Source organism: Streptomyces sp. NRRL F-5126, from assembly GCF_000721265.1.
In the GTDB taxonomy this organism is placed as follows: domain Bacteria; phylum Actinomycetota; class Actinomycetes; order Streptomycetales; family Streptomycetaceae; genus Streptomyces.
The window spans coordinates 296,948-318,732 of record NZ_JOFZ01000004.1; the positions used below are offsets into that span (position 1 = coordinate 296,948).

19 protein-coding genes are annotated in these 21,785 nt (G+C 73.3%); 13 read left to right on the plus strand and 6 right to left on the minus strand.

The genetic code is table 11. The features are described from left to right. Nucleotides 1-35: 35 nt before the first annotated feature. The gene (locus IH48_RS0109815; RefSeq protein ID WP_030901928.1) at nt 36-761 is read right to left on the minus strand and encodes a lysophospholipid acyltransferase family protein; all 726 of its coding nucleotides are present in this window, start codon (nt 759-761) and stop codon (nt 36-38) included. Between the two features lie 223 nt (nt 762-984). On the opposite strand from IH48_RS0109815, the gene IH48_RS0109820 reads away from it, so the two are divergent. From IH48_RS0109820 to IH48_RS0109840, 5 genes are all read left to right on the plus strand, one after another. Continuing rightward, nucleotides 985-1,314, plus strand: a complete 330-nt coding sequence (locus tag IH48_RS0109820; protein WP_030901930.1) for a TlpA family protein disulfide reductase — start codon at nt 985-987, stop codon at nt 1,312-1,314. Beyond that, nucleotides 1,311-1,844: a flavin reductase family protein gene (locus tag IH48_RS0109825; RefSeq protein WP_030901933.1), complete on the plus strand. Its 534-nt coding sequence runs from the start codon at nt 1,311-1,313 to the stop codon at nt 1,842-1,844. The genes IH48_RS0109820 and IH48_RS0109825 overlap by 4 nt, the downstream gene beginning before the upstream one ends. A 183-nt stretch (nt 1,845-2,027) precedes the next feature. Then, nucleotides 2,028-2,813, plus strand: coding sequence for an electron transfer flavoprotein subunit beta/FixA family protein (locus tag IH48_RS0109830; RefSeq protein WP_030901935.1), 786 nt, complete (start codon nt 2,028-2,030; stop codon nt 2,811-2,813). A gap of 90 nt (nt 2,814-2,903) precedes the next feature. Continuing rightward, nucleotides 2,904-3,866 (plus strand): electron transfer flavoprotein subunit alpha/FixB family protein, encoded by a 963-nt coding sequence (locus tag IH48_RS0109835; protein WP_030901936.1) that lies wholly within the window; start codon nt 2,904-2,906, stop codon nt 3,864-3,866. Between the two features lie 168 nt (nt 3,867-4,034). Beyond that, nucleotides 4,035-5,339 carry a DUF6986 family protein gene (locus IH48_RS0109840; RefSeq protein ID WP_030901939.1) on the plus strand — a complete coding sequence of 435 codons (1,305 nt, stop codon included), beginning with the start codon at nt 4,035-4,037 and terminating at the stop codon, nt 5,337-5,339. A 21-nt stretch (nt 5,340-5,360) separates the two neighbouring features. Here IH48_RS0109840 and IH48_RS0109845 read toward each other — a convergent pair whose 3' ends face one another. Further along, on the minus strand, nt 5,361-6,347 hold the full coding sequence (locus tag IH48_RS0109845; RefSeq protein WP_199809924.1) for a LacI family DNA-binding transcriptional regulator: 987 nt from the start codon (nt 6,345-6,347) through the stop codon (nt 5,361-5,363). A 222-nt stretch (nt 6,348-6,569) separates the two neighbouring features. On the opposite strand from IH48_RS0109845, the gene IH48_RS0109850 reads away from it, so the two are divergent. After that, nucleotides 6,570-7,529, plus strand: a complete 960-nt coding sequence (locus IH48_RS0109850) for an ROK family protein (RefSeq protein WP_030901942.1) — start codon at nt 6,570-6,572, stop codon at nt 7,527-7,529. Between the two features lie 84 nt (nt 7,530-7,613). On the opposite strand, the gene IH48_RS0109855 is transcribed toward IH48_RS0109850, so the two are convergent. Further along, on the minus strand, nt 7,614-7,994 hold the full coding sequence (locus IH48_RS0109855) for a hypothetical protein (protein WP_158710273.1): 381 nt from the start codon (nt 7,992-7,994) through the stop codon (nt 7,614-7,616). Continuing rightward, nucleotides 7,991-8,197, minus strand: a complete 207-nt coding sequence (locus IH48_RS33125) for a hypothetical protein (RefSeq protein ID WP_037841445.1) — start codon at nt 8,195-8,197, stop codon at nt 7,991-7,993. Before IH48_RS33125 ends, IH48_RS0109855 begins: the two co-directional genes overlap by 4 nt. Before the next feature lie 153 nt (nt 8,198-8,350). On the opposite strand from IH48_RS33125, the gene IH48_RS0109865 reads away from it, so the two are divergent. From IH48_RS0109865 to IH48_RS0109880, 4 genes are all read left to right on the plus strand, one after another. Beyond that, nucleotides 8,351-9,355 (plus strand): NUDIX domain-containing protein, encoded by a 1,005-nt coding sequence (locus IH48_RS0109865; protein WP_030901947.1) that lies wholly within the window; start codon nt 8,351-8,353, stop codon nt 9,353-9,355. A gap of 581 nt (nt 9,356-9,936) precedes the next feature. After that, entirely contained in the window at nt 9,937-10,956 is a 1,020-nt protein-coding gene (locus IH48_RS0109870) for a TrmB family transcriptional regulator (protein ID WP_030901949.1), read from the plus strand. Between the two features lie 168 nt (nt 10,957-11,124). After that, complete coding sequence (locus IH48_RS0109875; protein WP_030901950.1) at nt 11,125-14,514, plus strand: S8 family peptidase; 3,390 nt, start codon at nt 11,125-11,127, stop codon at nt 14,512-14,514. A gap of 240 nt (nt 14,515-14,754) precedes the next feature. Next, nucleotides 14,755-15,900 carry a PP2C family protein-serine/threonine phosphatase gene (locus tag IH48_RS0109880; protein ID WP_030901952.1) on the plus strand — a complete coding sequence of 382 codons (1,146 nt, stop codon included), beginning with the start codon at nt 14,755-14,757 and terminating at the stop codon, nt 15,898-15,900. An 86-nt stretch (nt 15,901-15,986) separates the two neighbouring features. Here the strand turns inward: IH48_RS0109880 and IH48_RS0109885 are convergent, their stop codons facing one another. Then, the gene (locus IH48_RS0109885; RefSeq protein ID WP_030901954.1) at nt 15,987-17,369 is read right to left on the minus strand and encodes a dipeptidase; all 1,383 of its coding nucleotides are present in this window, start codon (nt 17,367-17,369) and stop codon (nt 15,987-15,989) included. 160 nt (nt 17,370-17,529) lie between these two features. Here IH48_RS0109885 and IH48_RS0109890 point away from each other — a divergent pair, with 160 nt between their 5' ends. From IH48_RS0109890 to IH48_RS0109900, 3 genes are all read left to right on the plus strand, one after another. Next, complete coding sequence (locus tag IH48_RS0109890) at nt 17,530-18,861, plus strand: geranylgeranyl reductase family protein (RefSeq protein WP_078849592.1); 1,332 nt, start codon at nt 17,530-17,532, stop codon at nt 18,859-18,861. Between the two features lie 122 nt (nt 18,862-18,983). After that, nucleotides 18,984-20,255, plus strand: coding sequence for a sensor histidine kinase (locus IH48_RS0109895; protein WP_078849593.1), 1,272 nt, complete (start codon nt 18,984-18,986; stop codon nt 20,253-20,255). Nucleotides 20,256-20,265: 10 nt separating this feature from the next. Beyond that, complete coding sequence (locus IH48_RS0109900) at nt 20,266-20,931, plus strand: response regulator transcription factor (RefSeq protein WP_030901960.1); 666 nt, start codon at nt 20,266-20,268, stop codon at nt 20,929-20,931. On the opposite strand, the gene IH48_RS0109905 is transcribed toward IH48_RS0109900, so the two are convergent. After that, nucleotides 20,892-21,761, minus strand: a complete 870-nt coding sequence (locus IH48_RS0109905; RefSeq protein WP_051839482.1) for a TrmB family transcriptional regulator — start codon at nt 21,759-21,761, stop codon at nt 20,892-20,894. The two genes, IH48_RS0109900 and IH48_RS0109905, sit on opposite strands and share 40 nt — an antisense overlap. Between the last annotated feature and the right edge of the window lie 24 nt (nt 21,762-21,785).

The window sequence follows — 21,785 nt, forward strand, 5'->3', positions numbered from 1 at the left end:
GGGGAGCGCCCCGTCCCCGGCGCCTTCGTGTTCGCTCAGGCCCCGGCCTGGCGCGCCTCCGCCGCGGTCGGCGCCGTGCCGCCCAGGTGTGCCGGGAGCCACCAGGAGTCGGCCGCGTCCTTCGGCCGCGCCGGATAGGCGCGCTGCGCCGCCTCCAGCAGCTCCTGCACCCGCTCGCGCAGCCGGCGGGTGATCGGCCCCGCGTACTGGCCCGCCGGGGCCTGCACGCGCTCGCCGACCCGAACGGTCACCGGGATGTGGCTGCGCCTGAAATTGCGCGGCCTGCCCTTGGTCCACAGCCGCTGGGAACCCCACAGTGCCATCGGGACAAGCGGCACCCCCGCCTCCTGGGCCAGCCGTACGGCACCGGTCTTGAAGCTCTTCAGGGTGAACGACGTCGAGATGGTCGACTCGGGGAAGATCCCGACGATCTCCCCGGAGCGGAGTCTCGCCAGGGCGTCGGCGTACGCCTTCTCGCCCTCGTCGCGGTCGACGGGGATGTGCTTCATGCCGCGCATCAGCGGCCCCGACACCCTGTGCCGGAAGACCGACTCCTTGGCCATGAAGCGCACCAGCCGCTTCTGCGGCAGCGCCGTCAGGCCCGCGAAGACGAAGTCCAGGTAGCTGATGTGGTTGCTGACCAGCACGGCGCCGCCGCTGCGCGGAAGATTCTCGCTGCCCTGGAGATCGATCTTGACGTCCAGCGCAGCGAAAACCGACCGGACGAAGCCGATGACCGGCCGATAGACGAGCTCTGGCATCTGGTGGGGACCCTTCTGTGTTCGGTTCGGGCCGATCGTGCCCGATGGGCGGGGCCTTGACCAGCCTCCCCGGCCGCGGGGCGGGAGATCCTTGTCACGTCGGCCCCATGACTGCCCCTTACACGGAATAATCGCAGGCAGCGTGCGCGCTGCGGCTCGGTGGGTAGGAGACCGCCGTCCGGGTGCGGGCAGCGGGACGACGACTTCGGGCGGGAGGCCACAGGTGGACGGGCAGTACGGCGTACGGTCGCTCGGCGCCGCGGAACTCGGCGCCGACCTCGGGGAACGCGCCACGCTCGTGCACTTCTCCAGCGCCTTCTGCCGCCCGTGCGCGGCCGCCCGGCGCACGCTGGCGGAGGTCACCCGCATGGTCGAGGGGGTCGCCCACGTGGAGGTCGACGCGGAGGCGCGCCTCGGCCTCGTCCGTGATCTGGACGTGCGCTCGACGCCGACGGTGCTGGTGCTCGACGCCGAGGGCCGCATCGTGCGCAGGGCGTCGGGCCTGCCGCGCAAGGCCGATGTGATCGCCGCGCTGGGCGAGGCGGTCAGGTGACGACGGGCTACGGCGTCGGAGCCGTCTCCACGCAGCGCTCGGGGGAGCCGGCCTCTCCCGACCTCCTCCGCTCGGCCTTCCGCCGCCACGCGGCCGGGGTGGCCGTGATCACCGCGTGCGGCGCGCGACCGGTCGGCTTCACCGCCACGTCCCTCACGTCCGTCGCGGCCGACCCGCCCATGGTCTCCTTCGGCGTGTCGTCCTCCTCGTCGTGCTGGCCGGTGCTTTCCGAGGCCGGGCACGTGGGGGTGCATGTACTCGGGGAGCACCAGCGCGAACTGGCGGCGACCTTCGCGCGCAGCGGCGCCGACCGTTTCGCGCCGCCGACCTCGTGGGGTCCTGGGCCCGAGGGCGTTCCGCTGCTCGACGGCGTGCTGGCCTGGCTGGTGTGCCGCATCGAGGCGCGCATACCCGCGGGCGACCACAGGATCGTCGTCGCGCGTGTCGTCGAAGGCGATCCGGCCGGCGCGGGCCGCCCCCTCCTTTACCACCAGGGCGGCTTCCACTCCCTCGGTGCGGCACGCGACTGAGGTCACAGTTCCAAGCGCTTGCTCAGCGGGCAGGAGCTGGGTGAACATGTTGCTTACTGGTGAGTAATATACGCGTCCGGGGGCGGCAGCCGGGGCAGGAGCGCGGCGCGAGCGCGCGCATATGCTTGCATACGACCGAGGCCGCCCGTTGAGGACGACGGACAGACGTGCAAGGGAGCTGGCGTGAGCTTGAGGATCGTTGTCTGTGTGAAGTACGTGCCCGACGCCGCCGGTGACCGGCAGTTCGCGGACGACCACACGGTCGACCGCGACGAGGCGGACGGTCTGCTGTCGGAGCTGGACGAGTACGCGGTCGAGCAGGCGCTGCAGATCGCCGATGACGCCGACGACGCCGAGATCACCGTCCTGACGGTCGGTCCCGAGGATGCGAAGGACGCGCTGCGCAAGGCCCTGTCGATGGGCGCCGACAAGGCGGTGCACGTGGAGGACGACGACCTGCACGGTACCGACGTTGCCGGCACGTCCCTCGTCCTCGCCAAGGCCGTCGAGAAGACGGGCTACGACCTGGTCGTGTGCGGGATGGCCTCCACCGACGGCGCGATGGGCGTGCTGCCGGCGATGCTCGCCGAGCGCCTCGGCGTCCCGCAGGTGACGCTCCTGTCCGAGGTCTCCGTCGAGGACGGCACCGTCAAGGGCCGCAGGGACGGCGACGCCGCCACCGAGCACCTCGAGGCCTCGCTGCCGGCCGTCGTGTCCGTCACCGACCAGTCGGGCGAGGCGCGCTACCCGTCCTTCAAGGGCATCATGGCCGCCAAGAAGAAGCCGGTCGAGTCGCTCGACCTGAGCGACCTCGACATCGACGCGGACGAGGTGGGCCTCGACGGCGCCTGGACCGCGGTCGACGCGGTGGCCGAGCGCCCCGCGCGCACGCAGGGCACGATCGTCAAGGACGAGGGCGAGGGCGGCAAGCAGCTCGCCGCCTACCTGGCGGAGCAGAAGTTCATCTGACCCCGCCGCGCCGCGGGCCCCGCCGCCCGGCGGCGGCGACCCGGCGCACCCACCAGCCCCCGTACTTCACTTCCGCAGGAGAGCAGTCCCATGGCTGAAGTTCTCGTCTATGTCGACCACGTGGACGGTGCCGTCCGCAAGCCCACCCTCGAACTGCTGACGCTGGCACGCCGCGTCGGCGAGCCCGTCGCCGTCGCACTCGGCGCCGGTGCCGAGGCCACCGCCGCCACGCTCGGCGAGCACGGCGCGGTGCGCGTACTGACCGCCGACGCCACCGAGTTCGCGGACTACCTCGTCGTGCCCAAGGTGGACGCCCTGCAGGCCGCGTACGACAGCGTGTCGCCCGCCGCCGTGCTGCTGCCGTCCTCCGGCGAGGCCAAGGAGATCGCGGCGCGCCTCGCCGTCCGGATCAGCTCAGGCCTGATCACGGACGCCGTCGACCTGGAGGCCGGCGCCGAGGGCCCGGTCGCCACGCAGTCCGTCTTCGCGGCCGCCTACACCACCAAGTCCCGTGTCTCCAAGGGCGTTCCGGTCATCACCGTCAAGCCCAACTCGGCGCAGGTCGAGCCGTCGGCCGCGGCGGGCGCGGTCGAGGCGCTCCAGGTGTCCTTCGGTGCCACCGCGACCGGCACCAAGGTCGTCTCGCGCACCCCGCGCGAGACCACGGGCCGCCCGGAGCTGACCGAGGCCGCCATCGTGGTCTCCGGCGGCCGCGGTGTGAACGGCGCCGAGAACTTCTCGGTCATCGAGGCGCTCGCCGACTCGCTCGGCGCCGCTGTCGGCGCCTCGCGTGCCGCCGTCGACGCCGGCTGGTACCCGCACTCCAACCAGGTGGGCCAGACCGGCAAGTCGGTCTCGCCGCAGCTGTACATCGCGTCGGGCATCTCGGGCGCGATCCAGCACCGCGCCGGCATGCAGACGTCGAAGACGATCGTCGCCATCAACAAGGACTCCGAGGCGCCGATCTTCGACCTCGTCGACTACGGCATCGTCGGCGACCTGTTCGACGTCGTCCCGCAGCTGACGGACGAGGTCAAGGCCCGCAAGGGCTGACCCCTCGCGAGCTGTACGGGAGGGACACGGCCCGGGGCCGCGCGGTGGACGACCGCGCGGCCCCGGGCCGTCCCGCGCCACCGTTGACGCCCCGCCCGCCGCCCATTACGGTCACGTTCAACAGAATGTTGAAGTCGGGCGCGGCGGAGACCAGGAGAGTGTGTGTCCATGGCACAGCAGGCGGAGCGCATCGTCACGAGTCTTCCTGACGCGGTGGGCAAGGAGGTCGGCGCCGCCCTCGCGCCCGTCGACGCCGAGCTGGCGCGCCGCTACCCGGGCGACCCCGGCACCCGCCAGCCGGTCCACACCGTCTACGTGCCGGGCGACGCCTACACCGCCACCACCCCGCGCGACTGGGGGGACCGTGCGCTCGCGTCCCTCGACGAGCACGCCCCCGACGCGCAGACGTTCGCGCGCGCCACCGGTCTTGCCGACGAGCTGGCCGGCCCGGTCTACGAGCGGGTACGGGCCAAGCTCGCACGCGAGCCCGTCGAGGACCTGCGCGTCGACTTCGAGGACGGGTACGGTGCGCGGCCCGGCGCCGAGGAGGACGAGGCAGCCGCGCGCGCCGCGCGCCTGCTGCACGAGACCAGCGCGAACAAAACCGCCGCCCCCTGCACGGGGATCAGGATGAAGTGCCTGGAGGCGCCCGTGCGCGAGCGCGCCCTTCGCACCCTCGACATCTTCCTCACCGGCCTGATCGAGGCGGGCGGTCTGCCGGAAGGGCTCGTCCTCACCCTGCCCAAGGTCACCTACCCCGAGCAGACCGCGGCACTGGCGCGCGTACTCGACGCGTTCGAGCGCGCGCACGGGCTGCCCGCCAAGAGGCTCGGCTTCGAGATCCAGATCGAGACGAGCCAGTCCATCCTGGGCGCGGACGGCACGGCCACCGTCGCCCGCATGATCGGCGCGGCGGACGGGCGCGCCACGGGACTGCACTACGGCACGTTCGACTACAGCGCCTGTGTCGGGGTCAGCGCCGCCTACCAGTCCAGCGACCATCCGGCGGCCGACCACGCCAAGGCCGTGATGCAGGTCGCCGCCGCGGGCACCGGCGTCCGCGTGTGCGACGGCTCGACCAACGTCCTGCCCGTCGGTACCCGTGCGCAGGTCCACGAGGCGTGGCGGCTGCACTTCGGGCTGACCCGCCGCGCCCTGGCCCGCGCCTACTACCAGGGCTGGGACATGCACCCGGGGCACCTGCCCACCCGTTACGCGGCCGTCTACGCCTTCTACCGCGAGGGCATGGCGGCAGCGGCCCGGCGGCTCGCCGACTACGCGTCGCACACCGCGGGTGGCGTGCTCGACGAGCCCGCCACCGCGAAGGCGCTCAGCGGCTACCTGCTGCGCGGCCTCGACTGCGGTGCCCTCGACGCGGACGAGGTCACGGCGCTCACCGGACTCGACCGCGAGCGCCTGGAGGGGTACGCGGCACCGAGGCGCGGCGACCTGACGGCCACGGCCGCCTCCTGACCTCGGCGCCCGCGCGCGTCCTCAGTACGCCGGCGCCAGCTCGCCGGAACCCCGGGTGATGAGCCGCGTCGGCAGCACCACCCTGGACGGCGCGTCCGCCGCGCCGTCCAGGCGCTGGAAGAGCCGCTCGGCCGCGGTACGGCCGAGTGTCGCCGCATCCTGCGCCACCACCGTGACGCCCGGGTCGAGCAGATCCGCGAGCTCGATGTCGTCGAAGCCGACCAGGGCGACCGAGCGTGACCGTCCGGCGAGGACGCGCACGGCCGTCACCGTCACGCGGTTGTTGCCCGCGAAGATCGCGGTGACCGGGTCAGGCGCGTCCAGCATCGTGCCGACCGCCTCGCGCACCCGGTCGGGATCGGTGGTGCCGAGCGAGATCCAGCCCGGCTCGATGACGAGGCCCGCGTCGGCCATCGCCGCGCGGTAGCCGCGCAGCCGCTCGGCGGCCGTGTGGATGGTCGACTGGTCGCCGATGAAGCCGATACGGCGGTGGCCGTGGGCGACGAGGTGGGCGGTGCCCGCGCGCGAGCCGCCGAAACTGTCGGACAGCACGGCGTCCGCCTCGATCCGGCCCGCGGGGCGGTCCACGAAGACCGTGGCGACACCGGCCTTTATCTCGGGCTCCAGGTAGCGGTGGTCGTGTCCGGCCGGGACCACGATCAGCCCGTCCACCCGGCGCGCGCACAGCGCGAGCACCAGCTCCTGCTCGCGCTCCGGGTCCTCCGCGCTCGACCCGTTGATCAGCAGTGCGCCGTGCGCGCGTGCGACCTCCTCGACGGCGCGGTTCAGCGGACCGTAGAAGGGGTCCGCCAGGTCCTCGATGACCAGCCCGATGGACGCGGTCCTGCCCTTGCGCAGCACGCGCGCGGAGTCGTTGCGCCGGAACCCCAGCGCCTCGATCGCCTCCTGCACCCGCCGTTCGGTGTCCGGGGTCACGCCCGGCTCGCCGTTGACGACCCGGGAGACCGTCTTGAGTCCCACTCCGGCGCGTGCCGCGACATCCTTCATGGTCGGCCTGGTGCCGTAGCGCGGTTCCGGGCGGAGGCGGCGGGAGGATTCGGCCACAGTGTGCTGTCCTGTCGTGGGGTCGGTTTGCCTTGAAGGGCTGTGGCGACGAGCATAGGCCCTGGACAACGTTGTCAGGTGAATGGAGACTGTTACCTGAGCGGCAGGTCCACCCCCATGTCCCGCCCAGCGGGCACCCGTACTGACCCTGGAGACCTCACACCGATGCATACCGACTACGTCGCCGCGCTCGACATCGGCGGCACCAAGATCGCCGGCGCGTTGGTGGACGGCACGGGCGGCGTGCTCGTGCGCGCGCAGCGGCCGACCCCCGCCAAGGAGAGCGGCGAGCGGATCATGGGCGCGGTCGAGGAGGTCTTCGGCGAGCTGATGGCGGACCAGCTCTGGGTCGGAGCCACGGCGGTCGGCATCGGCAGCGCGGGCCCGGTCGACGCGTCGGCGGGCACGGTCAGCCCCGTCAACGTGCCCGGGTGGCGCGGCTTCCCGCTCGTGGAGCGCGTCCGCGCCGTGACGGGCGGGCTGCCGGTCACGCTCGTGGGCGACGGCGTGGCGATCGCCGCCGCCGAGCACTGGCAGGGCGCGGCGCGCGGCCACGACAACGCGCTGTGCATGGTGGTCTCCACCGGCGTCGGCGGCGGGCTCGTGCTCGGCGGCGCCCTGCACCCCGGGCCGACGGGCAACGCGGGCCACATCGGCCACATCAGTGTCGACCTCGACGGTGACCTGTGCCCGTGCGGCAGCCGCGGCTGCGTCGAGCGGATCGCGAGCGGCCCCAACATCGCCCGCTGGGCGCTGGGAGCGGGCTGGCAGCCCGGCCCCGACGGCGACGCGACCGCCGCGGCGGTCGCCGCATCGGCGGCGGCCGGGCACCCGATCGCGACGGCCGCGTTCGAGCGCGCGGCGCAGGCCCTCGCGGCGGGCATCGCTGCCACCGCCACCCTGGTCGAGATCGACCTCGTGGTGATCGGCGGGGGCGTCAGCAGGGCGGGTGAGGTGCTGTTCGGGCCGCTGCGCCGCTCGCTGCGCGACTACGCGACGCTCTCCTTCGTCCAGGGGCTCAAGGTGGCGCCCGCGATGACGGGGACGGACGGCGGCCTGGTGGGCGCCGCGGCCGCGACGGGGCTCGGCGCGAGGGACGGCGACGCGGCGGTGGTCGGCGGCTGAGCCGCCGGCGCCGCCCGGCGGCGCCGCGCGCGTGCCGCGGTGCCGCGGGTGCCCCCGCGCACGTGGCGCTGCCCCGTCACCCCGTCACCCCGTCGTCTGGCAGGCGCTGCGCGCGCTGCCGCGGAACGTCACGCACACCTTGGTGCCACTGCCCGTGTACCGGCTCGGCCAGGTGTGCGTGAGCGCCTTGCCCGAGCGCGTGGCGGTCGCCGTCGAGACGAGCCGCCCGTCGAACGTGAGTGAGACGGTGCGCGACGAGAGGCCGGACGGCGGGTTGGTCCAGATGCCCGTGACGGAGTTCGTGGCGCCCTGCCCGTTCAGGCGGATGCAGACCTGCGGCCCGGAGAAGTCGTGCGTGCAGGCGCTGCTGTCGGCGGCGGCGGGAGCGGCCGTGGCGCACAGGGCGCCGCCCGCGAGCGTGAGGACGAGCGCCACGGGGGCGCCGGCCGCCGCGCCGCTCCTCACTCGTCCCCCGCCGGGGACACGAGGGCGCCGGGCCGTGCCACGACGACGAGGAAGAGGTCCCCGGCCAGGTCCATCACGACCTCGGCCGGCGTGCCCTCGTCGCGGCGCGCCCGCGCGAACTCCTCCGCCGGCAGGCTGCCGCGCGGCCCGCCTGCGGGGAATCTCCTGAGCACCGTCCTGGGGGCTGTGCGCGCCCTTGTCACACTTGTCACATCGGCATCCAACGAGAGCGTGGGGCAAAGCGTTACGGCGCGCGGGCCGGTGTGAGGTTCGGGCCAACGGTTTCCGTGGGAGGTAGTTGGGGGGAATCCGCTGGGGGTTGTGCGGCGGGCGACGGGCTGAGAAGAGGGGGATCCGTGATCGTATGGATCAACGGGGCGTTCGGGACGGGCAAGACGGCCGTGGCGCGCGAACTGGTCGACCTGATCCCGAACAGCACCTTGTACGACCCCGAGGTGATCGGGGCCGGGATGCGGTGCCTGCTGCCGCAGAAGCGCCTCGCGGAGGTGGACGACTACCAGGACCTGCCCATGTGGCGGCGGCTCGTCGTGGACGCGGCGGCGGCGCTGCTCGCGGAGGTGGGCGGCGTGCTCGTGGTGCCGATGACCCTGCTGCGGCAGGAGTACCGCGACGAGATGTTCGGCGGGCTCGCGGCCCGGCGCATCCCCGTCAGGCATGTGCTTTTGACAACTGACGAAACGATCCTGCGTGTGCGGGCAGGGGGCCGCGGGGACGGGAGCGGCCGGCGCGAGCACGCCGAGGCCTACCGCTCGGCGCTGGGCGGCTGGCTGGCCCGCGACGCGCACCCGCTCGACACGACGGGCCTCACGCCGCGGCAGACCGCCGCGCGCCTGGCGGAGGAGGTGCGCAGCGGCGCGGCCGGGGTCCGCGACATCGTCATGACGCCAGAACCGACGGGGGAGACGCTGGCGGCGGGGGTGCTGCTGTTCGACGAGGCGGGACGGGTGCTCCTGGTCGACCCGACGTACAAGCCGGGGTGGGAGTTTCCCGGCGGGGTGGTCGAGCCGGGCGAGGCGCCCGCGCGGGCGGGGATCCGGGAGGTGGCGGAGGAGATCGGCGTCGAACTCGCCGAGGTGCCGCGGCTGCTGGTGGTCGACTGGGAGCAGCCGAGGCCGCCCGGCTACGGCGGGCTGCGGCTGCTCTTCGACGGCGGGCTGCTCCATGCCGCGTCCGGCATAGCCCTGCCGGACGCCGAACTGCGGGCGTGGCGCTTCGTGACGGAGGAGGAGGCGGGCAGCCTCCTCCCCCCGGTCCGCTACGCACGCCTGCGGTGGGCGCTGCGCGCGCGGGAACGCGGCGAGGTGCTCAACCTGGAGTCGGGCGTCCCCGTGGGCGGTTGACCCGCCGCACGGCGGCGTCCCCGCCGCTCACGGACCCGCCCGCGGGCGGGATGGTCCGGCCCGGGAGCCGTGGGCCCAGGACCCGGCTCCGGGGCGCGTCGCCGGAGGCGCCCGAAAAGCGGGCCTCCGCCCCGCCGGTGCGCCTGCTCCCGCCCGCCGGCGGACCGGCTCTGTGCTGCGCGTACGGGCCGCCTCGGCCTTCGTACGGGCGGCAGGCGCGTGCCACTGGGGCGGTGGACAGGCCTGCGGACCCGAGCACGGGGTCCCGGCCCGGCTCGTGACCGCGGTTCTTCCCGTGGCTGCGGTCGGACTTCGCCCGCATCGGGTGGACCGCAAGCCGACTCCCGGCCCTGCCCGGTGGCCTTTGCGGCCTCGCGTCGCCGCCGGGTCCGCGAAGACGGGCCCGGCGGGTCTGCGCCTCTGGCCCTGGCGGTGGTGGGCGCTCAGCAGATCACAGAGCTTTGGCGGCCGGCGGCCACACCGACGCCGGCCGGAGGATAGGCTTCGGTCGCGAAGGATCCGCTGGGTGCGGGCGGGTTGCGTCGGGGCCGGGAAACGCCGACGGCTCGGGGGAGGGCCGGATGCTGGAGGTGCTGGGGCTGGGCGCGCCCGAAGAGGCCGTCTACACGGCGTTGCTGGCCCGCCCGTCCGCCTCCGCGCAGGAACTCGCCCGGCAGGCCGGGCTTGGGGAGGCGGAGGCCGACCGGATTCTGCGTGACCTTTCGGGACGTGGGCTCCTGTCCGTCGTCACCGAGGCGGCGTCCTGCCCCGCGGAACCCGGGGCGGGCCGGCGGCCCGCACGTTACCGGCTCACGCCGCCGTCGGTGGCACTCGCCCCTCTGCTCGTCGAGCAGCGGGGCGCCCTGCAGCGGGCCGAGACGGCCTATGCACAGCTGACCGAGCAGTACCGCAACAGCCCCGCGCAGACCGCGGACGGCGTCGTGGAAGTGGTCGTCGGCGTGGACCAGGTCGCGCACCGGTTCCATCAGCTGCAGTGCGGCGCCCAGCGGGAGTTGCTGGTCTTCCTCGTGGGCCCACCCGTTGCGGTGCCGCGCGAGGACAGCGACTCGTCGGAGGGTTCCGCCCTGCGCCGGGGGGTCGACTTCCGGGTCGTGGCCACGAGGGACTACCTCGGCAGCCACGACATGGTCCGGGAGGCGCGGGAGGCCGTCAGGGGAGGTCTCGAGCTCCGCATGGCCGAGTCGCTGCCACTGAAGATGGTCGTCTCGGACCGGGAGCGCGCCATGGTGCCGCTGGACGTATCGGTCCCGGGGGATGAGCCGAGCGCGATCGTGGTGCATCGCAGTGGCCTGCTGACGGCCCTGGCCCAGCTCTTCGAGCGGGAATGGGCCCATGCCCGGCCGATGTACACGGCCACTGCGGGTGTGTGCGAGGAACCGGTGGACGATCAGCAGCCGACCGAGGGAGAGCTGGAGGTGCTCGCCCTCCTCCTCGCCGGGATCTCCGACCGGCGGGTGGCATCCCAACTCGGTCTGTCCCTCCGCACCGTGGAGCGGCGGGTGCGACGGCTGACGGAGCTTGCGGGCGGCGGCTCGCGCCTCCAACTGGGCTGGCACGCCGCACGTGCGGGCTGGCTGTGACCTCTCCCTCGGTAGCCCGGGCCGGAAGCTGACGGGCCGTGGGGCGTGGGCGTGGCGGGATGCCGTCATGCGGTGAACCCGTCATGTGCGGGAGCCTCTCCGCGATCCGTTCCCCTGCCAGGATGCATCCGCAATACGGCAGGTTGACGGATTCGATCAAGGAGACTCATGCATCCGATAGCGCGCATGGGCTGGGGTGCGGTTACCGCCGCCGCCCTGGCCCTCACCGCCGTCGCGCCTTCCGGGGCGGCAGCGACACCGCCTGGCGGCGCCTCGGGGCAGCGCCCCATCGTCGGCCGGGGGAGCGCCGCCGCGGGCGCCAAGCACGTCACGGTGACGCTCGTGACCGGCGACAAGGTGGTGGTGACCACGGACCCGTCGGGCCACAGCTCGGCGGCCGTGCTGCCCCGCGCGGACGGTACGCGGCCGATCGTGCAGACGTTCCAGCTGGGCAAGGACCTCTACGTCTACCCGGACGACGCCTCCCGGGCCATCGCCGAGGGCAAGGTCGACGACCAGCTCTTCAACGTCACCGGGCTGATCCGCCAGGGCTACGACGACGCCCACACCAAGACCCTGCCCCTCATCGCCACCTACGGGGCCGGGGTGAACGTCGCCGCGGCGGCACCCGCCGCCCCGCGCGGGGCCGAGCGGGGGCTGAGCCTCCCGGCAGTGGACGGCGTCGCGCTCAGGGCCGACAAGGTCACTGCCGCCACGTTCTGGCAGGACGTCACCGGCACCCGCTCGCGTTCCGCCTCCACGCTGAGGAAGCTGTGGCTGGACAGCAAGGTCAAAGCCACGTTGCAGCAGTCCACCGGGCAGGTGCACGCGCCCCGGGCCTGGGCCGAGGGCTACGACGGCAAGGGCACCAAGGTCGCCGTGCTGGACACCGGCGTCGACGCGGCCCACCCCGACCTGGTGAACCGAATCGCCGCGTCCAAGAACTTCACCGACTCCGACAGCACGGACGACCGGCAGGGGCACGGCACCCACACCGCCTCAACGGTCGGCGGCTCCGGAGCGGCCAGCGACGGCCGTGAGAAGGGCGTCGCACCCGGAACGTCCCTGCTCATCGGCAAGGTCCTCGACGACAGCGGCTCCGGCGAGACCTCGGGGATCATCGCGGGCATGCAGTGGGCCGTCGACCAGCGGGCCGACGTCGTCTCCATGAGCCTCGGCAACCCCGTGATCGGCGACTGCGGCGACCCGCTGGCCCAGGCCGCGCAGCAGCTCTCACGGAACAAGCACACCCTGTTCGTCGTCGCCGCCGGCAACTCCGGTCCCGCCACCGAGACCGTCTCCTCGCCCGGCTGCGCTCCCGGCGTTCTGACGGTGGGCGCCGTCGGCCCCGACGACACCACCGCGTCGTTCTCCAGCCGAGGCCCGGTGGCCGTGACCCACACGCTCAAGCCCGAGATCACCGCCCCGGGCGTGGACATCCTGGCGGCCAACGCGGGCGGACGCGGCATCTACGCCTACCGGACGATGTCGGGCACCTCCATGGCGACCCCGCACGTCGCGGGCGCCGCGGCCATCGTCCGCCAGGCCCACCCGGACTGGAGCGCGCAGCAGGTCAAGGCCGCACTGGTCTCCTCCGCCCGTACCGGTGGCAAGATCGCCGGCGCCGACCAGACCGGCGCCGGAGAGCTCGACGTGGTGGCCGCGGTGCACCAGCGGCTGCTGTCCGCGCCCGCGGTCCAGGGCGGCAGTTACGACTGGCCGCAGGACGCCTCGGACCGCACCACGGTGCGGGTGCCGTTCACCAACACCTCCGCCCGCGACCTGACGCTTCGCCTCAAGGTCAGCGGTGTGCGCGGCAACGACGGCAGCGACGTGAAGTCCGACGTCATCAAGGTGGAGCAGAACAGGGTGACGGTTCCTGCGGGGGCCACCGTCAAGGTGCCGGTGCGGATCGATCCCGCCGCCCGGCTCCAGGCCGCCCAGTACGGGGACATCACGGGCCGGATCACGGCTACCGGTGACACGGCACACGTCTCCGTGCCGGTCGCGCTGTACGTCCAGCCGCGAACGGTCACCCTCAAGGTCAAGGCCATCGACCGCAAGGGCAAGCCCGCGGCGGGCGCGTCCTCCCTCGACCTGGTCAGCCTCGACACGGACAAGGGGCAACGCCGCAGCAACCAGGGCGCGGTCGAGCAGACATACCGTGTGCGTCCCGGCGACTACGCCCTCTCCGGCTTCGTGGAGAGCGACGACGCGAACAACGCCGCCGAATCCATCAGTTACCTCGCACGCCCGCAACTGCGGATCACCGGGGACACCACCGTCGTCCTGGACGCCCGCCGGGCCCACCGGCTCAGCCTGCGCACCGATCGCCCATCGACGCCGACCCACACCATCCTCAGCTACTCCCGCACCTGGGACAACACCTGGCAGCTGAGTGGATCGCTCATGGCCGGCAGCGCGGTACGGCACTTCTACGCCTCCATCGACGGGCGGGCGCACAAGGGCACGTTCGAGTTCAGGCCCACCTGGCGTGCGACCGGTTCCCAGGACGGCTCGTCATACGTGTACAACCTCTCCTTCCCGACCCATGGCCCTCTGCGGTCCGACCGTGTCTATCAGCCGCGGGACTCCAAGCTGGCCCAGGTCACCGAGAAGTGGTACGCCCTCGGCAAGAGGGCCGACTACCTCGACGGGCTGTTCGTCCTTCCCGCCGGGGACACCGGCACCAGCATCACGGTGAGCCTGTTCGACCCGGTCCATGTGCCGGGTACCCGCACCGCCTACTACACGACCGGCGAGGACGCCTGGTCCCACGGCGCGATGACCAGCTTCCCCTGGGCCGCCTTCATGAACGACCAGAACCGCACCTACCGGGCCGGCGAGCGGCGTTCCGAGGAGTGGTACCGGGGCCTCCTGCGGCCGGCCGCGCCGCGTGACGCGGACGGCAACCTGGCGCTGGCCGCCGAGCGGCAGGGCGATCGGATCGGTTTCCAGGACGGGCTGTGGCTTGACGCATCGGGTGACCACTGGTCCGCCGGCGCGTCCTTCGGAGACCTCGGCAACCTGGTGCTCAAGCGCAACGGAGAGCAGATCGGCACCAGCGCCTACCCGTACGACGTGTTCACGGTCCCGGCCGAGGACTCCGCGTACGAGCTCACCCAGCACCTGTCCAAGATCCCGTCGTCCGACGAGAACTGGCTGCGCTCCACCGGCGTCACCACGACCTGGAGCTTCCGCTCCCACCTGGAGCCGGACGTCTACTCCCGCGGCCTGCCCATCCTCTTCCCGGCATACGACCTGCCCGTGGACGGGATGAACACTCTTCCCGCACAGAACGGCATCAAGGTGGGTCTGTCGGCCGAAGGCCACGCCGGGTACACGCCGGGCACCATCACGGCGGCGTCGCTGTCCTACTCCTACGACGGCGGCACCACCTGGACCAAGGCGCCGACCAAGCACGAGCACGGCACATGGACGGCAGTCCTCGACCACAGCGGTGCCGCGGGGAGTCAGGTCACGCTGAGGGTCGCCCTCACGGACTCTCACCACAACGCAGTCACCCAGACCATCACCCGCGCCTACGACATCCGGTAGCAACGCGCGCGGCCGGGCGGTCTCCCTCGCCAGGGCGGCCGTCCGGCCTCCGCGGCTGTCCTCGACGCCGGCGAACCGTGTGCCTGCTCCGCGCCGCGTCGCTCGTACGGGTGCACTTCGGCACGGACGCGGCCAGCCTCCAGCCGCTCCCCCTGCCGCGGTGAAGGATCGAGGCAGGCCGTCCACCGCCGATCGCACAGGCACCCCGGCTCATCATGACTGCCGCTGGAGGTCACAGGCATGCTCCGTCCGTTGCGGGCCTGGGGGCCCTCGGCGTCAGGAACGGCGGACAACGACGGCACCGCCGAAATCGGCGCGCCCCCGACCCGGGGCGTTGTCCTGGTGCTGGTGGCGACGACGGCGGTGGCGCTCATCGTGGTGCTGCTGACCGGGGTCACGGTGCTCCTTCTCGGCCTGCTGGTGTACCTGCCCGCGTTCGCCGCCGCGTTGTGCAACCCGCGCCAGACAGCGCTGGTCTCGACATGGGTGTGCGTCGTCGTCATCGTTCCCGCGGCCGCCCTGTCCAACGACTGGGTCGTCAACCGGGTGATCCTCGCGCTGTTCGCCATCGGTTTCGGCGCGCTGTCCGTCTACGGCTCCCGGACACGGATCGCGCGCGAAACGGCGCTGGTGCGACTGCGGTCGACCGCGGCCGCGATGCAGCGGCAGATCCTGCGGCCGCTGCCGCTGCTCACCGACGAAGTCCTCGTGGACGGGGTGTACGAGCCGCTGCAGCAGGACAAGCTTGTCGGGGGCGACATCTACGACGTGGCGGCCACACCGTGGGGCACGCGCGTGCTGATCGGGGACGTCCAGGGAAAGGGGCTTCCCGCCATCGGCATGGGCATCGACGTGGTGGGAGCCTTCCGCGAGGCAGCCCACCGCGAGCCGACGGTGACCTCGCTCATCGACGCACTCGAGGCGGCGGTCGTCCGGCACAACGACGACGCCGAACAGCGCGGCGAGCCGACCCGGTTCGTCACCGCGGTCGTTCTGGGGGTCGACAGAGGGGCCGAGGCCCAGCTCGTCTCCTGCGGCCACATCCCGCCCTCCCTGCTGCACGCAGGCGCCGTCAGCGCCGTCGGTGCGGAGGAGGAGCATGTGCCGCTCGGTCTGGCGAACCTGGTCGACGAGCCGCGCACCGTGGCATGGTTCGCCTTTCCCGCCGGTGCGACACTGCTGCTGTGCACCGATGGTCTGACCGAGGCCCGTTCACCCGAGGGCGCCTTCTACCCGCTGGAAGCACGTCTTGCCGGTCGTGACGACATCACTGCCGGCCGGCTCACCGGCTCGCTCGTCGACGATGCGCGTGCCTTCACCGCGGGAGTACAGCAGGACGACCTTGCCGTCCTCGCGATCCGCCGCTCCCCGCACCGGTCACCGTAGCGCCGGCGGCCGCGTCGGACAGCGGCCCCGGGGCCCGCGGTCGAATGCGGCCGGCCGGTGCGGCGCGGCGCGCCGCACCGGGGGCGTCAGGCGGTGTGCGCCGTCGCGTACTTGCGCAGGAAGTGCGCCTCCGTCACCGAGAGGCGGCGCAGTTCCTCCGGGTCCACGCTCTCGTTCACCGCGTGGATCCTCGCCGCCGGCTCGCTCAGCCCGATCAGCAGGATCTCCGCATCCGGGTACAGCCCCGCCAGCGTGTTGGTCAGGGGGATCGAGCCGCCCTGGCCGGCCGTCCGCATCGTCTCGCCCGGGTAGGCGACCGCCATGGCCTCCGCCATCGCGGTGTACGCCGCGCTCGACGTGTCCGCGCGGAACGCCTCCCCCTGGCCGCCGTCCTCGACGCTCACGTGCGCGCCCCACGGCACGTGCCGCTCGATGTGCTGCTTGAGCAGCGTCTTCGCCGCCGCCGCGTCCTGGCCCGGCGGCACCCTGAGGCTCACCAGCGCCCGCGCGCTCGCCTGCACGGACGGGGTCGCGCCGACGACCGGCGGGCAGTCGATGCCGAGGACCGTCACGGCCGGGCGGGCCCAGATCCGGTCGCCCACCGAGCCGCCGCCGATGAGTTCCACCCCGTCGAGCACGGCCGCGTCCGCGCGGAAGTCGGCCTCCTCGTACGTGATGCCCTCCCAGACTTCGCCGGAGGCGAGGCCGTCGACCGTCGTCGAGCCGTCCTCGCCGCGCAGCGAGTCGAGCACCCGGACGAGCGCGGCGAGGGCGTCGGGCGCCGCGCCCCCGAACTGGCCCGAGTGGAGGTTGCCGCGCAACGTGTCGACCTGGACCGAGACCATCGCCATGCCGCGCAGCGTCGCCGTCACGGTCGGCACGCCGGCCCTGAAGTTGCCGGTGTCGCCGATCACGATGGTGTCCGCCGCGAGCAGCTCCGGGCGGCTCTCCGCGTACCGTTCGAGCCCGCCGCCGCCCTGCTCCTCCGAGCCCTCCGCGATGAACTTGACGGTCACCGGCACCCCGCCGTGCGCCTTCAGGGCGCGCAGCGCAAGCAGGTGCATGATCACGCCGCCCTTGCAGTCCGCCGCACCGCGCCCGTACCAGCGCCCGTCCCGCTCGGTCAGTTCGAACGGCGGCGAGTCCCAGGCCTCCTCGTCGAGGGGCGGCTGCACGTCGTAGTGCGCGTACAGCAGCACCGTCGGCGCCCCCTCGGGGCCCGCGAGCCTGCCGTACACGGACTGCGTGCCGTCCGGGGTGTCGAGGATCTCGACGTCCTCGAACCCCTCGGACCCCAGGGCCCCCGCGATCCAGCGAGCGGCGGCCTCGCACTCGCTCTTCGGGTACTGCTCCGGGTCGGCCACCGAGGTGAACGCGACCAGTTCGGCGAGTTCCGTCCTCGCCGCGGGCATGAGGGATGCGACGGTTTGTGCGATCGGATCGGCTTCGGCGATCGGATCCGTGGTCATGGGCACGCTCTCCGGGGGTGTGACGTTGTACAGATGGCTGCGGTCGGTCGAGGTGGGCCGATAGCAGGATGATCCTCCCACAGCGGGGTCGTCCCGCCCGCGCCCGTAGGATGCCGTTCGACAACAGGGCAACAGGCTAAGTCGGGAGCAGAAGCACATCGTGAGCAGCGAGAACGCAGACGCCGGCCGGGAGCGCGACGAGCCGGTGTGGGATGTCGTCGTGGTCGGCGCGGGACCTGCCGGAGCGAACGCGGCGTACGCCGCCGCGGTCGCGGGCCGCCGGGTGCTGCTCCTTGAGAAGGCGGAACTGCCCCGCTACAAGACCTGCGGCGGCGGAATCATCGGACCTTCGCGCGACGCGCTGCCCCCCGGCTTCGAACTGCCGTTCAAGGACCGTGTCCACGCGGTGACGTTCTCGCTGAACGGCCGGCTGACGCGTACGCGGCGCTCCAAGCGCATGCTGTTCGGCCTCATCAACCGGCCCGAGTTCGACGCGAGCCTCGTCGAGCACGCGCAGAAGGCCGGCGCCGTGCTCCGCACCGGGGCGACGGTCTCGCGCGTCGAGCAGCACGGCCCCGCCGTACCCGACAGGCGCACCGTCGCGGTCGTCCTCTCCGACGGCGAGACGGTGCTCGCGCACGCCGTGGTGGGGGCCGACGGGAGCGCCAGCCGCATAGGCGCCCACGTCGGCGTGAAGATGGACCAGGTCGACCTCGGGCTCGAGGCCGAGATCCCCGTCCCGCCGACCGTCGCGGAGGACTGGGCCGGCCGGATCCACCTCGACTGGGGACCGCTGCGCGGCAGTTACGGCTGGGTCTTCCCCAAGGGCGACACACTCACGGTGGGCGTCATCTCCGCGCGCGGTGAGGGCGCAGCGACCAAGCGGTACATGGAGGACTTCGTCGCGCGGCTCGGCCTCGCCGGGTTCGAGCCGTCGATCTCCTCCGGGCACCTGACGCGGTGCCGCAGCGAGGACTCCCCGCTCTCGCGCGGCCGGGTGCTGGTCGCGGGCGACGCCGCGGGCCTGCTCGAGCCGTGGACGCGCGAGGGCATCTCGTTCGCGCTGCGCTCCGGGCGGCTCGCGGGGGAGTGGGCGGTGCGCATCGCCGAGGCACACGACGCGGTGGACGCGCGCCGCCAGGCGCTCAACTACGCCTTCGCCATCAAGGCGGGCCTCGGCGTGGAGATGGCGATCGGCCGCAGGATGCTGTCCGTCTTCGAGCGCAGGCCCGCCGTGATACACGGTGCGCTCACCTCGATCCGGCCCGCCTGGAAGGCGTTCACGGACATCGTGCGCGGCTCCACCACCCTTGCGGGCCTCGTCCGCACGCACCCGCTGGCGCGGCGCGCGCTGAACGCGCTGGACCGCAGGCAGGAGGCCGCACGCCCGGAGGCGGCCGAGGCCGTAGTGCCGGAGCCGGCTGACGGCGGCGCCCCCGTCGCCGGCGCGCACGGGGAGGCGGACCACCGCAGGGCCGGGTCCCCCGAGTAGCCGACCGCCGGGGCAGGAGCGGCGAGGGCAGGTCACCGGTCCGTACGTACTACCCCGGGAGTACGCGCGAGCGCCCCGGCCGGCGGACGCCGCGAGCGTGCCGGCCGGTCTAGCGTGGCCCCATGGACGATCAGCGTGCCCCGCAGCGGGGCGGCCACCCGTGGAGCGGGGGCCGGCGGCGCCCGCGTGGGCCGCGCCGCGGCCCACGGGGCGGCGGCCCGCCGATGCTGCGCGGCTGGGCCGAGGGCGAGCGTGGCGCCAGGCTGCCGGTCCGCTCCACGGCGGCGGTCACCTTTGTCGTCCTCTTCGGCACCGCCTTCGCCCGGCACGGCCAGCCGGACAGGACGAGCCTCGGCCCGCTCGGCTGGCTGCTGCTCGTCCTCGCCTGCGCGACGCTCCTCGCGCGCCACCGGCACCCCGTCGCGACCGCGTACGTGGTGGCCGGGGCGGTCCTCGTGTACCTCGGCGCCGGATACCCCTACGGGCCTGTCCTCCTCACCTGCGCCGTCGCCGTGTTCGCGGCGATCGTCGCCGGCCGCAGGCGCGCGGCCTGGGGCGCGGCCGCCATGCTCTGGGCCGGGCACGTCCTCGTCGCGCACTGGCTCTACCGCTGGCTGCCGCCGCCCGGCGACCACGCGGGCGGCTGGATCGGCGAGACGGCGCTGGCCGCGTGGGCCCTCGCCGTGCTCGCCGCCTCCGAGCTGCTGCGGGCCCGGCGCGAGCAGTGGGCACGCGAGCGGCGGGAGCGCGCGGAGGCGGAGGCGCGCCGCAGGGACGAGGAGCGCCTGCGCATCGCGCGGGAACTCCACGACGTGCTGGCGCACTCCCTGTCCGTCGTCAACGTCCAGGCCGGCGTGGGCCTCGCCCTGCTCGACTCCGATCCCGAGCAGGCGCGCACGGCGCTCGCCACGATCAAGACGGCGAGCAAGGAGGCGCTCGGCGAGGTGCGGCAGGTGCTCGACACCCTCAGGACGGCGGGCGACGCGCCACGCGCACCGGCTCCCGGTCTCGACCGGCTGCCGGAACTGGCCGAACAGGCCGCCGGCGCGGGGCTGCACGTCGAGACACGGACCGAGGGCACCCCCTACCGGCTGCCGCCCGGTGCGGACCTCGCCGCCTTCCGCGTCGTCCAGGAGGCGCTGACGAACGTGGTGCGCCACTCCGGCTCCCGCACCGCATCCGTGCTGATCCGCTACCGACCCGACGCGGTGGAACTGCGCGTGGACGACGCCGGCCCGCCCACCGGCGTGGAGGCCGGCGGCAGCGGCAACGGCCTCACCGGCATGCGGGAGCGTGCGGCCGCGCTCGGCGGCCGGGTCGAGGCGGGCCCGCGCGACGACGGCGGCTTCCGGGTCCGCGTCACCCTGCCCGTGCGGGGACGGACACACCCTTGAGGAGACAACCGTGATCAGAGTCCTGCTCGCCGACGATCAGTCGCTCGTCCGCGCAGGCTTCCGCGCCTTGCTCGACGCGCAGGGCGACATCGAGGTGGCCGGCGAGGCGGCGGACGGCGAGGCGGCGCTGCGCCGGGTGCGCGAACTGCGCCCCGACGTCGTGCTCATGGACATCAGGATGCCACTGCTCGACGGGCTCGCCGCCACGCGCGAGATCACCGCGGACCCGGGCCTCGACGGCGTACGCGTCGTCATGCTGACCACGTTCGAGCTGGACGAGTACGTCTTCGAGGCGATCCGCTCCGGCGCCTCGGGCTTCCTCGTCAAGCACACAGAGCCCGACGAACTCCTGCGCGCCGTACGGGCCGTCGTCGCGGGCGACGCCCTGCTGTCGCCCGGCGTGACCCGCCGGCTCATCGCGGAGTTCGCCTCCCGCTCCAAGTCGCCCGAGCACACCACGGCGCTCGCCGGCCTCACCGACCGCGAGCGCGAGGTGATGGCCCTCGTCGGCATCGGCCTGACGAACGAGGAGATCGCCCGCCGCCTGGTCGTCAGCCCGCTCACCGCGAAGACCCATGTGAGCCGCACGATGGTGAAACTGGGCGCACGCGACCGCGCTCAGCTCGTCGTCCTCGCCTACGAGACGGGTCTTGTGCGCCCGGGCTGGCTGGGCTGAGTGGGAACCTTCCCGCCACCGTCCGCCCTCGGCCGTTCGGCGGCGGCCCCCCAGGTGGTCAGGAACGCCAGCCGCAGGCAGCCGGCCAGTGCTGGATGCTCGATGAACAGCGTGGTGGTGGACTCCTTGCCGGCGACCGGGTCCGGCATGTCGCACAGCACGAGCGCGGAGTCGGCGATGACGAGCTTGAGAGGCAGCTCGTCGGCGAAGCGGGCCTGCTCCCCGGCCTCGGCGAAGCGCTCGATGTGCCGGGCGGTACCGGCGTCCGCCAGCGAGTCGCCCAGGTAGACCGCCTTGGCGGCGCCACCCGTGCGGGACAGCCGCCGTACGGCCCTGACGCCGTCGACGTTGTCCGACGGGTCGATGAACGGCGGCTTGCAGAACGTCAGGAGCTCCCGGCGTGCCCGCTGCTGCACGTCGGCGAAGCGGTGGGCGACGGCGTTCGGGTCGCGCAGGACTTCGATGTAGTCAAGGGGATCGGACTGCATCCGCCCTTCGGTCCACACCGGCTGGAGCATGGAGGCGAGGCCTTCCGACACCCGGTCGAGCCGGTCGAGCGCGGCTCGCTGGTGGGACATCAGGCGCGCGAGTGCCAGTTCAGGTGGCACGGCCGAGTAGCTCGTCACCTTTCCGTGGCTCGCGGTGGCGAGCCGGCGCCGGACCAGGGCGTCCAGCACGTCGTAGACCCGTTGCCGCGGTACACCCGCCTCGCGGGCGGCCTCCGCGGCCGTGTACGAGTCACGCCCGATGAGGGCGAGATACACACGAGCCTCGTAGCGGGCCAGCCCGAGGGCGACGAGGTCACCGACAGCTTCATCTCCCAACTTCATGACTCCACAGAGTAGATGACCGCT

What these genes read in the sequence shown, in the direction of transcription:
- IH48_RS0109875 (WP_030901950.1), top strand. Translation starts at nt 11,125, where the DNA reads ATGCATCCGATAGCGCGCATGGGCTGGGGTGCGGTTACCGCCGCCGCC.
- IH48_RS0109835 (WP_030901936.1), top strand. Translation starts at nt 2,904, where the DNA reads ATGGCTGAAGTTCTCGTCTATGTCGACCACGTGGACGGTGCCGTCCGC.
- IH48_RS0109845 (WP_199809924.1), bottom strand. Translation starts at nt 6,347, where the DNA reads ATGAAGGATGTCGCGGCACGCGCCGGAGTGGGACTCAAGACGGTCTCC.
- IH48_RS0109885 (WP_030901954.1), bottom strand. Translation starts at nt 17,369, where the DNA reads ATGACCACGGATCCGATCGCCGAAGCCGATCCGATCGCACAAACCGTC.
- IH48_RS0109880 (WP_030901952.1), top strand. Translation starts at nt 14,755, where the DNA reads ATGCTCCGTCCGTTGCGGGCCTGGGGGCCCTCGGCGTCAGGAACGGCG.
- IH48_RS0109870 (WP_030901949.1), top strand. Translation starts at nt 9,937, where the DNA reads ATGCTGGAGGTGCTGGGGCTGGGCGCGCCCGAAGAGGCCGTCTACACG.
- IH48_RS0109815 (WP_030901928.1), bottom strand. Translation starts at nt 761, where the DNA reads ATGCCAGAGCTCGTCTATCGGCCGGTCATCGGCTTCGTCCGGTCGGTT.
- IH48_RS0109840 (WP_030901939.1), top strand. Translation starts at nt 4,035, where the DNA reads ATGGCACAGCAGGCGGAGCGCATCGTCACGAGTCTTCCTGACGCGGTG.
- IH48_RS0109905 (WP_051839482.1), bottom strand. Translation starts at nt 21,761, where the DNA reads ATGAAGTTGGGAGATGAAGCTGTCGGTGACCTCGTCGCCCTCGGGCTG.
- IH48_RS0109850 (WP_030901942.1), top strand. Translation starts at nt 6,570, where the DNA reads ATGCATACCGACTACGTCGCCGCGCTCGACATCGGCGGCACCAAGATC.
- IH48_RS0109895 (WP_078849593.1), top strand. Translation starts at nt 18,984, where the DNA reads ATGGACGATCAGCGTGCCCCGCAGCGGGGCGGCCACCCGTGGAGCGGG.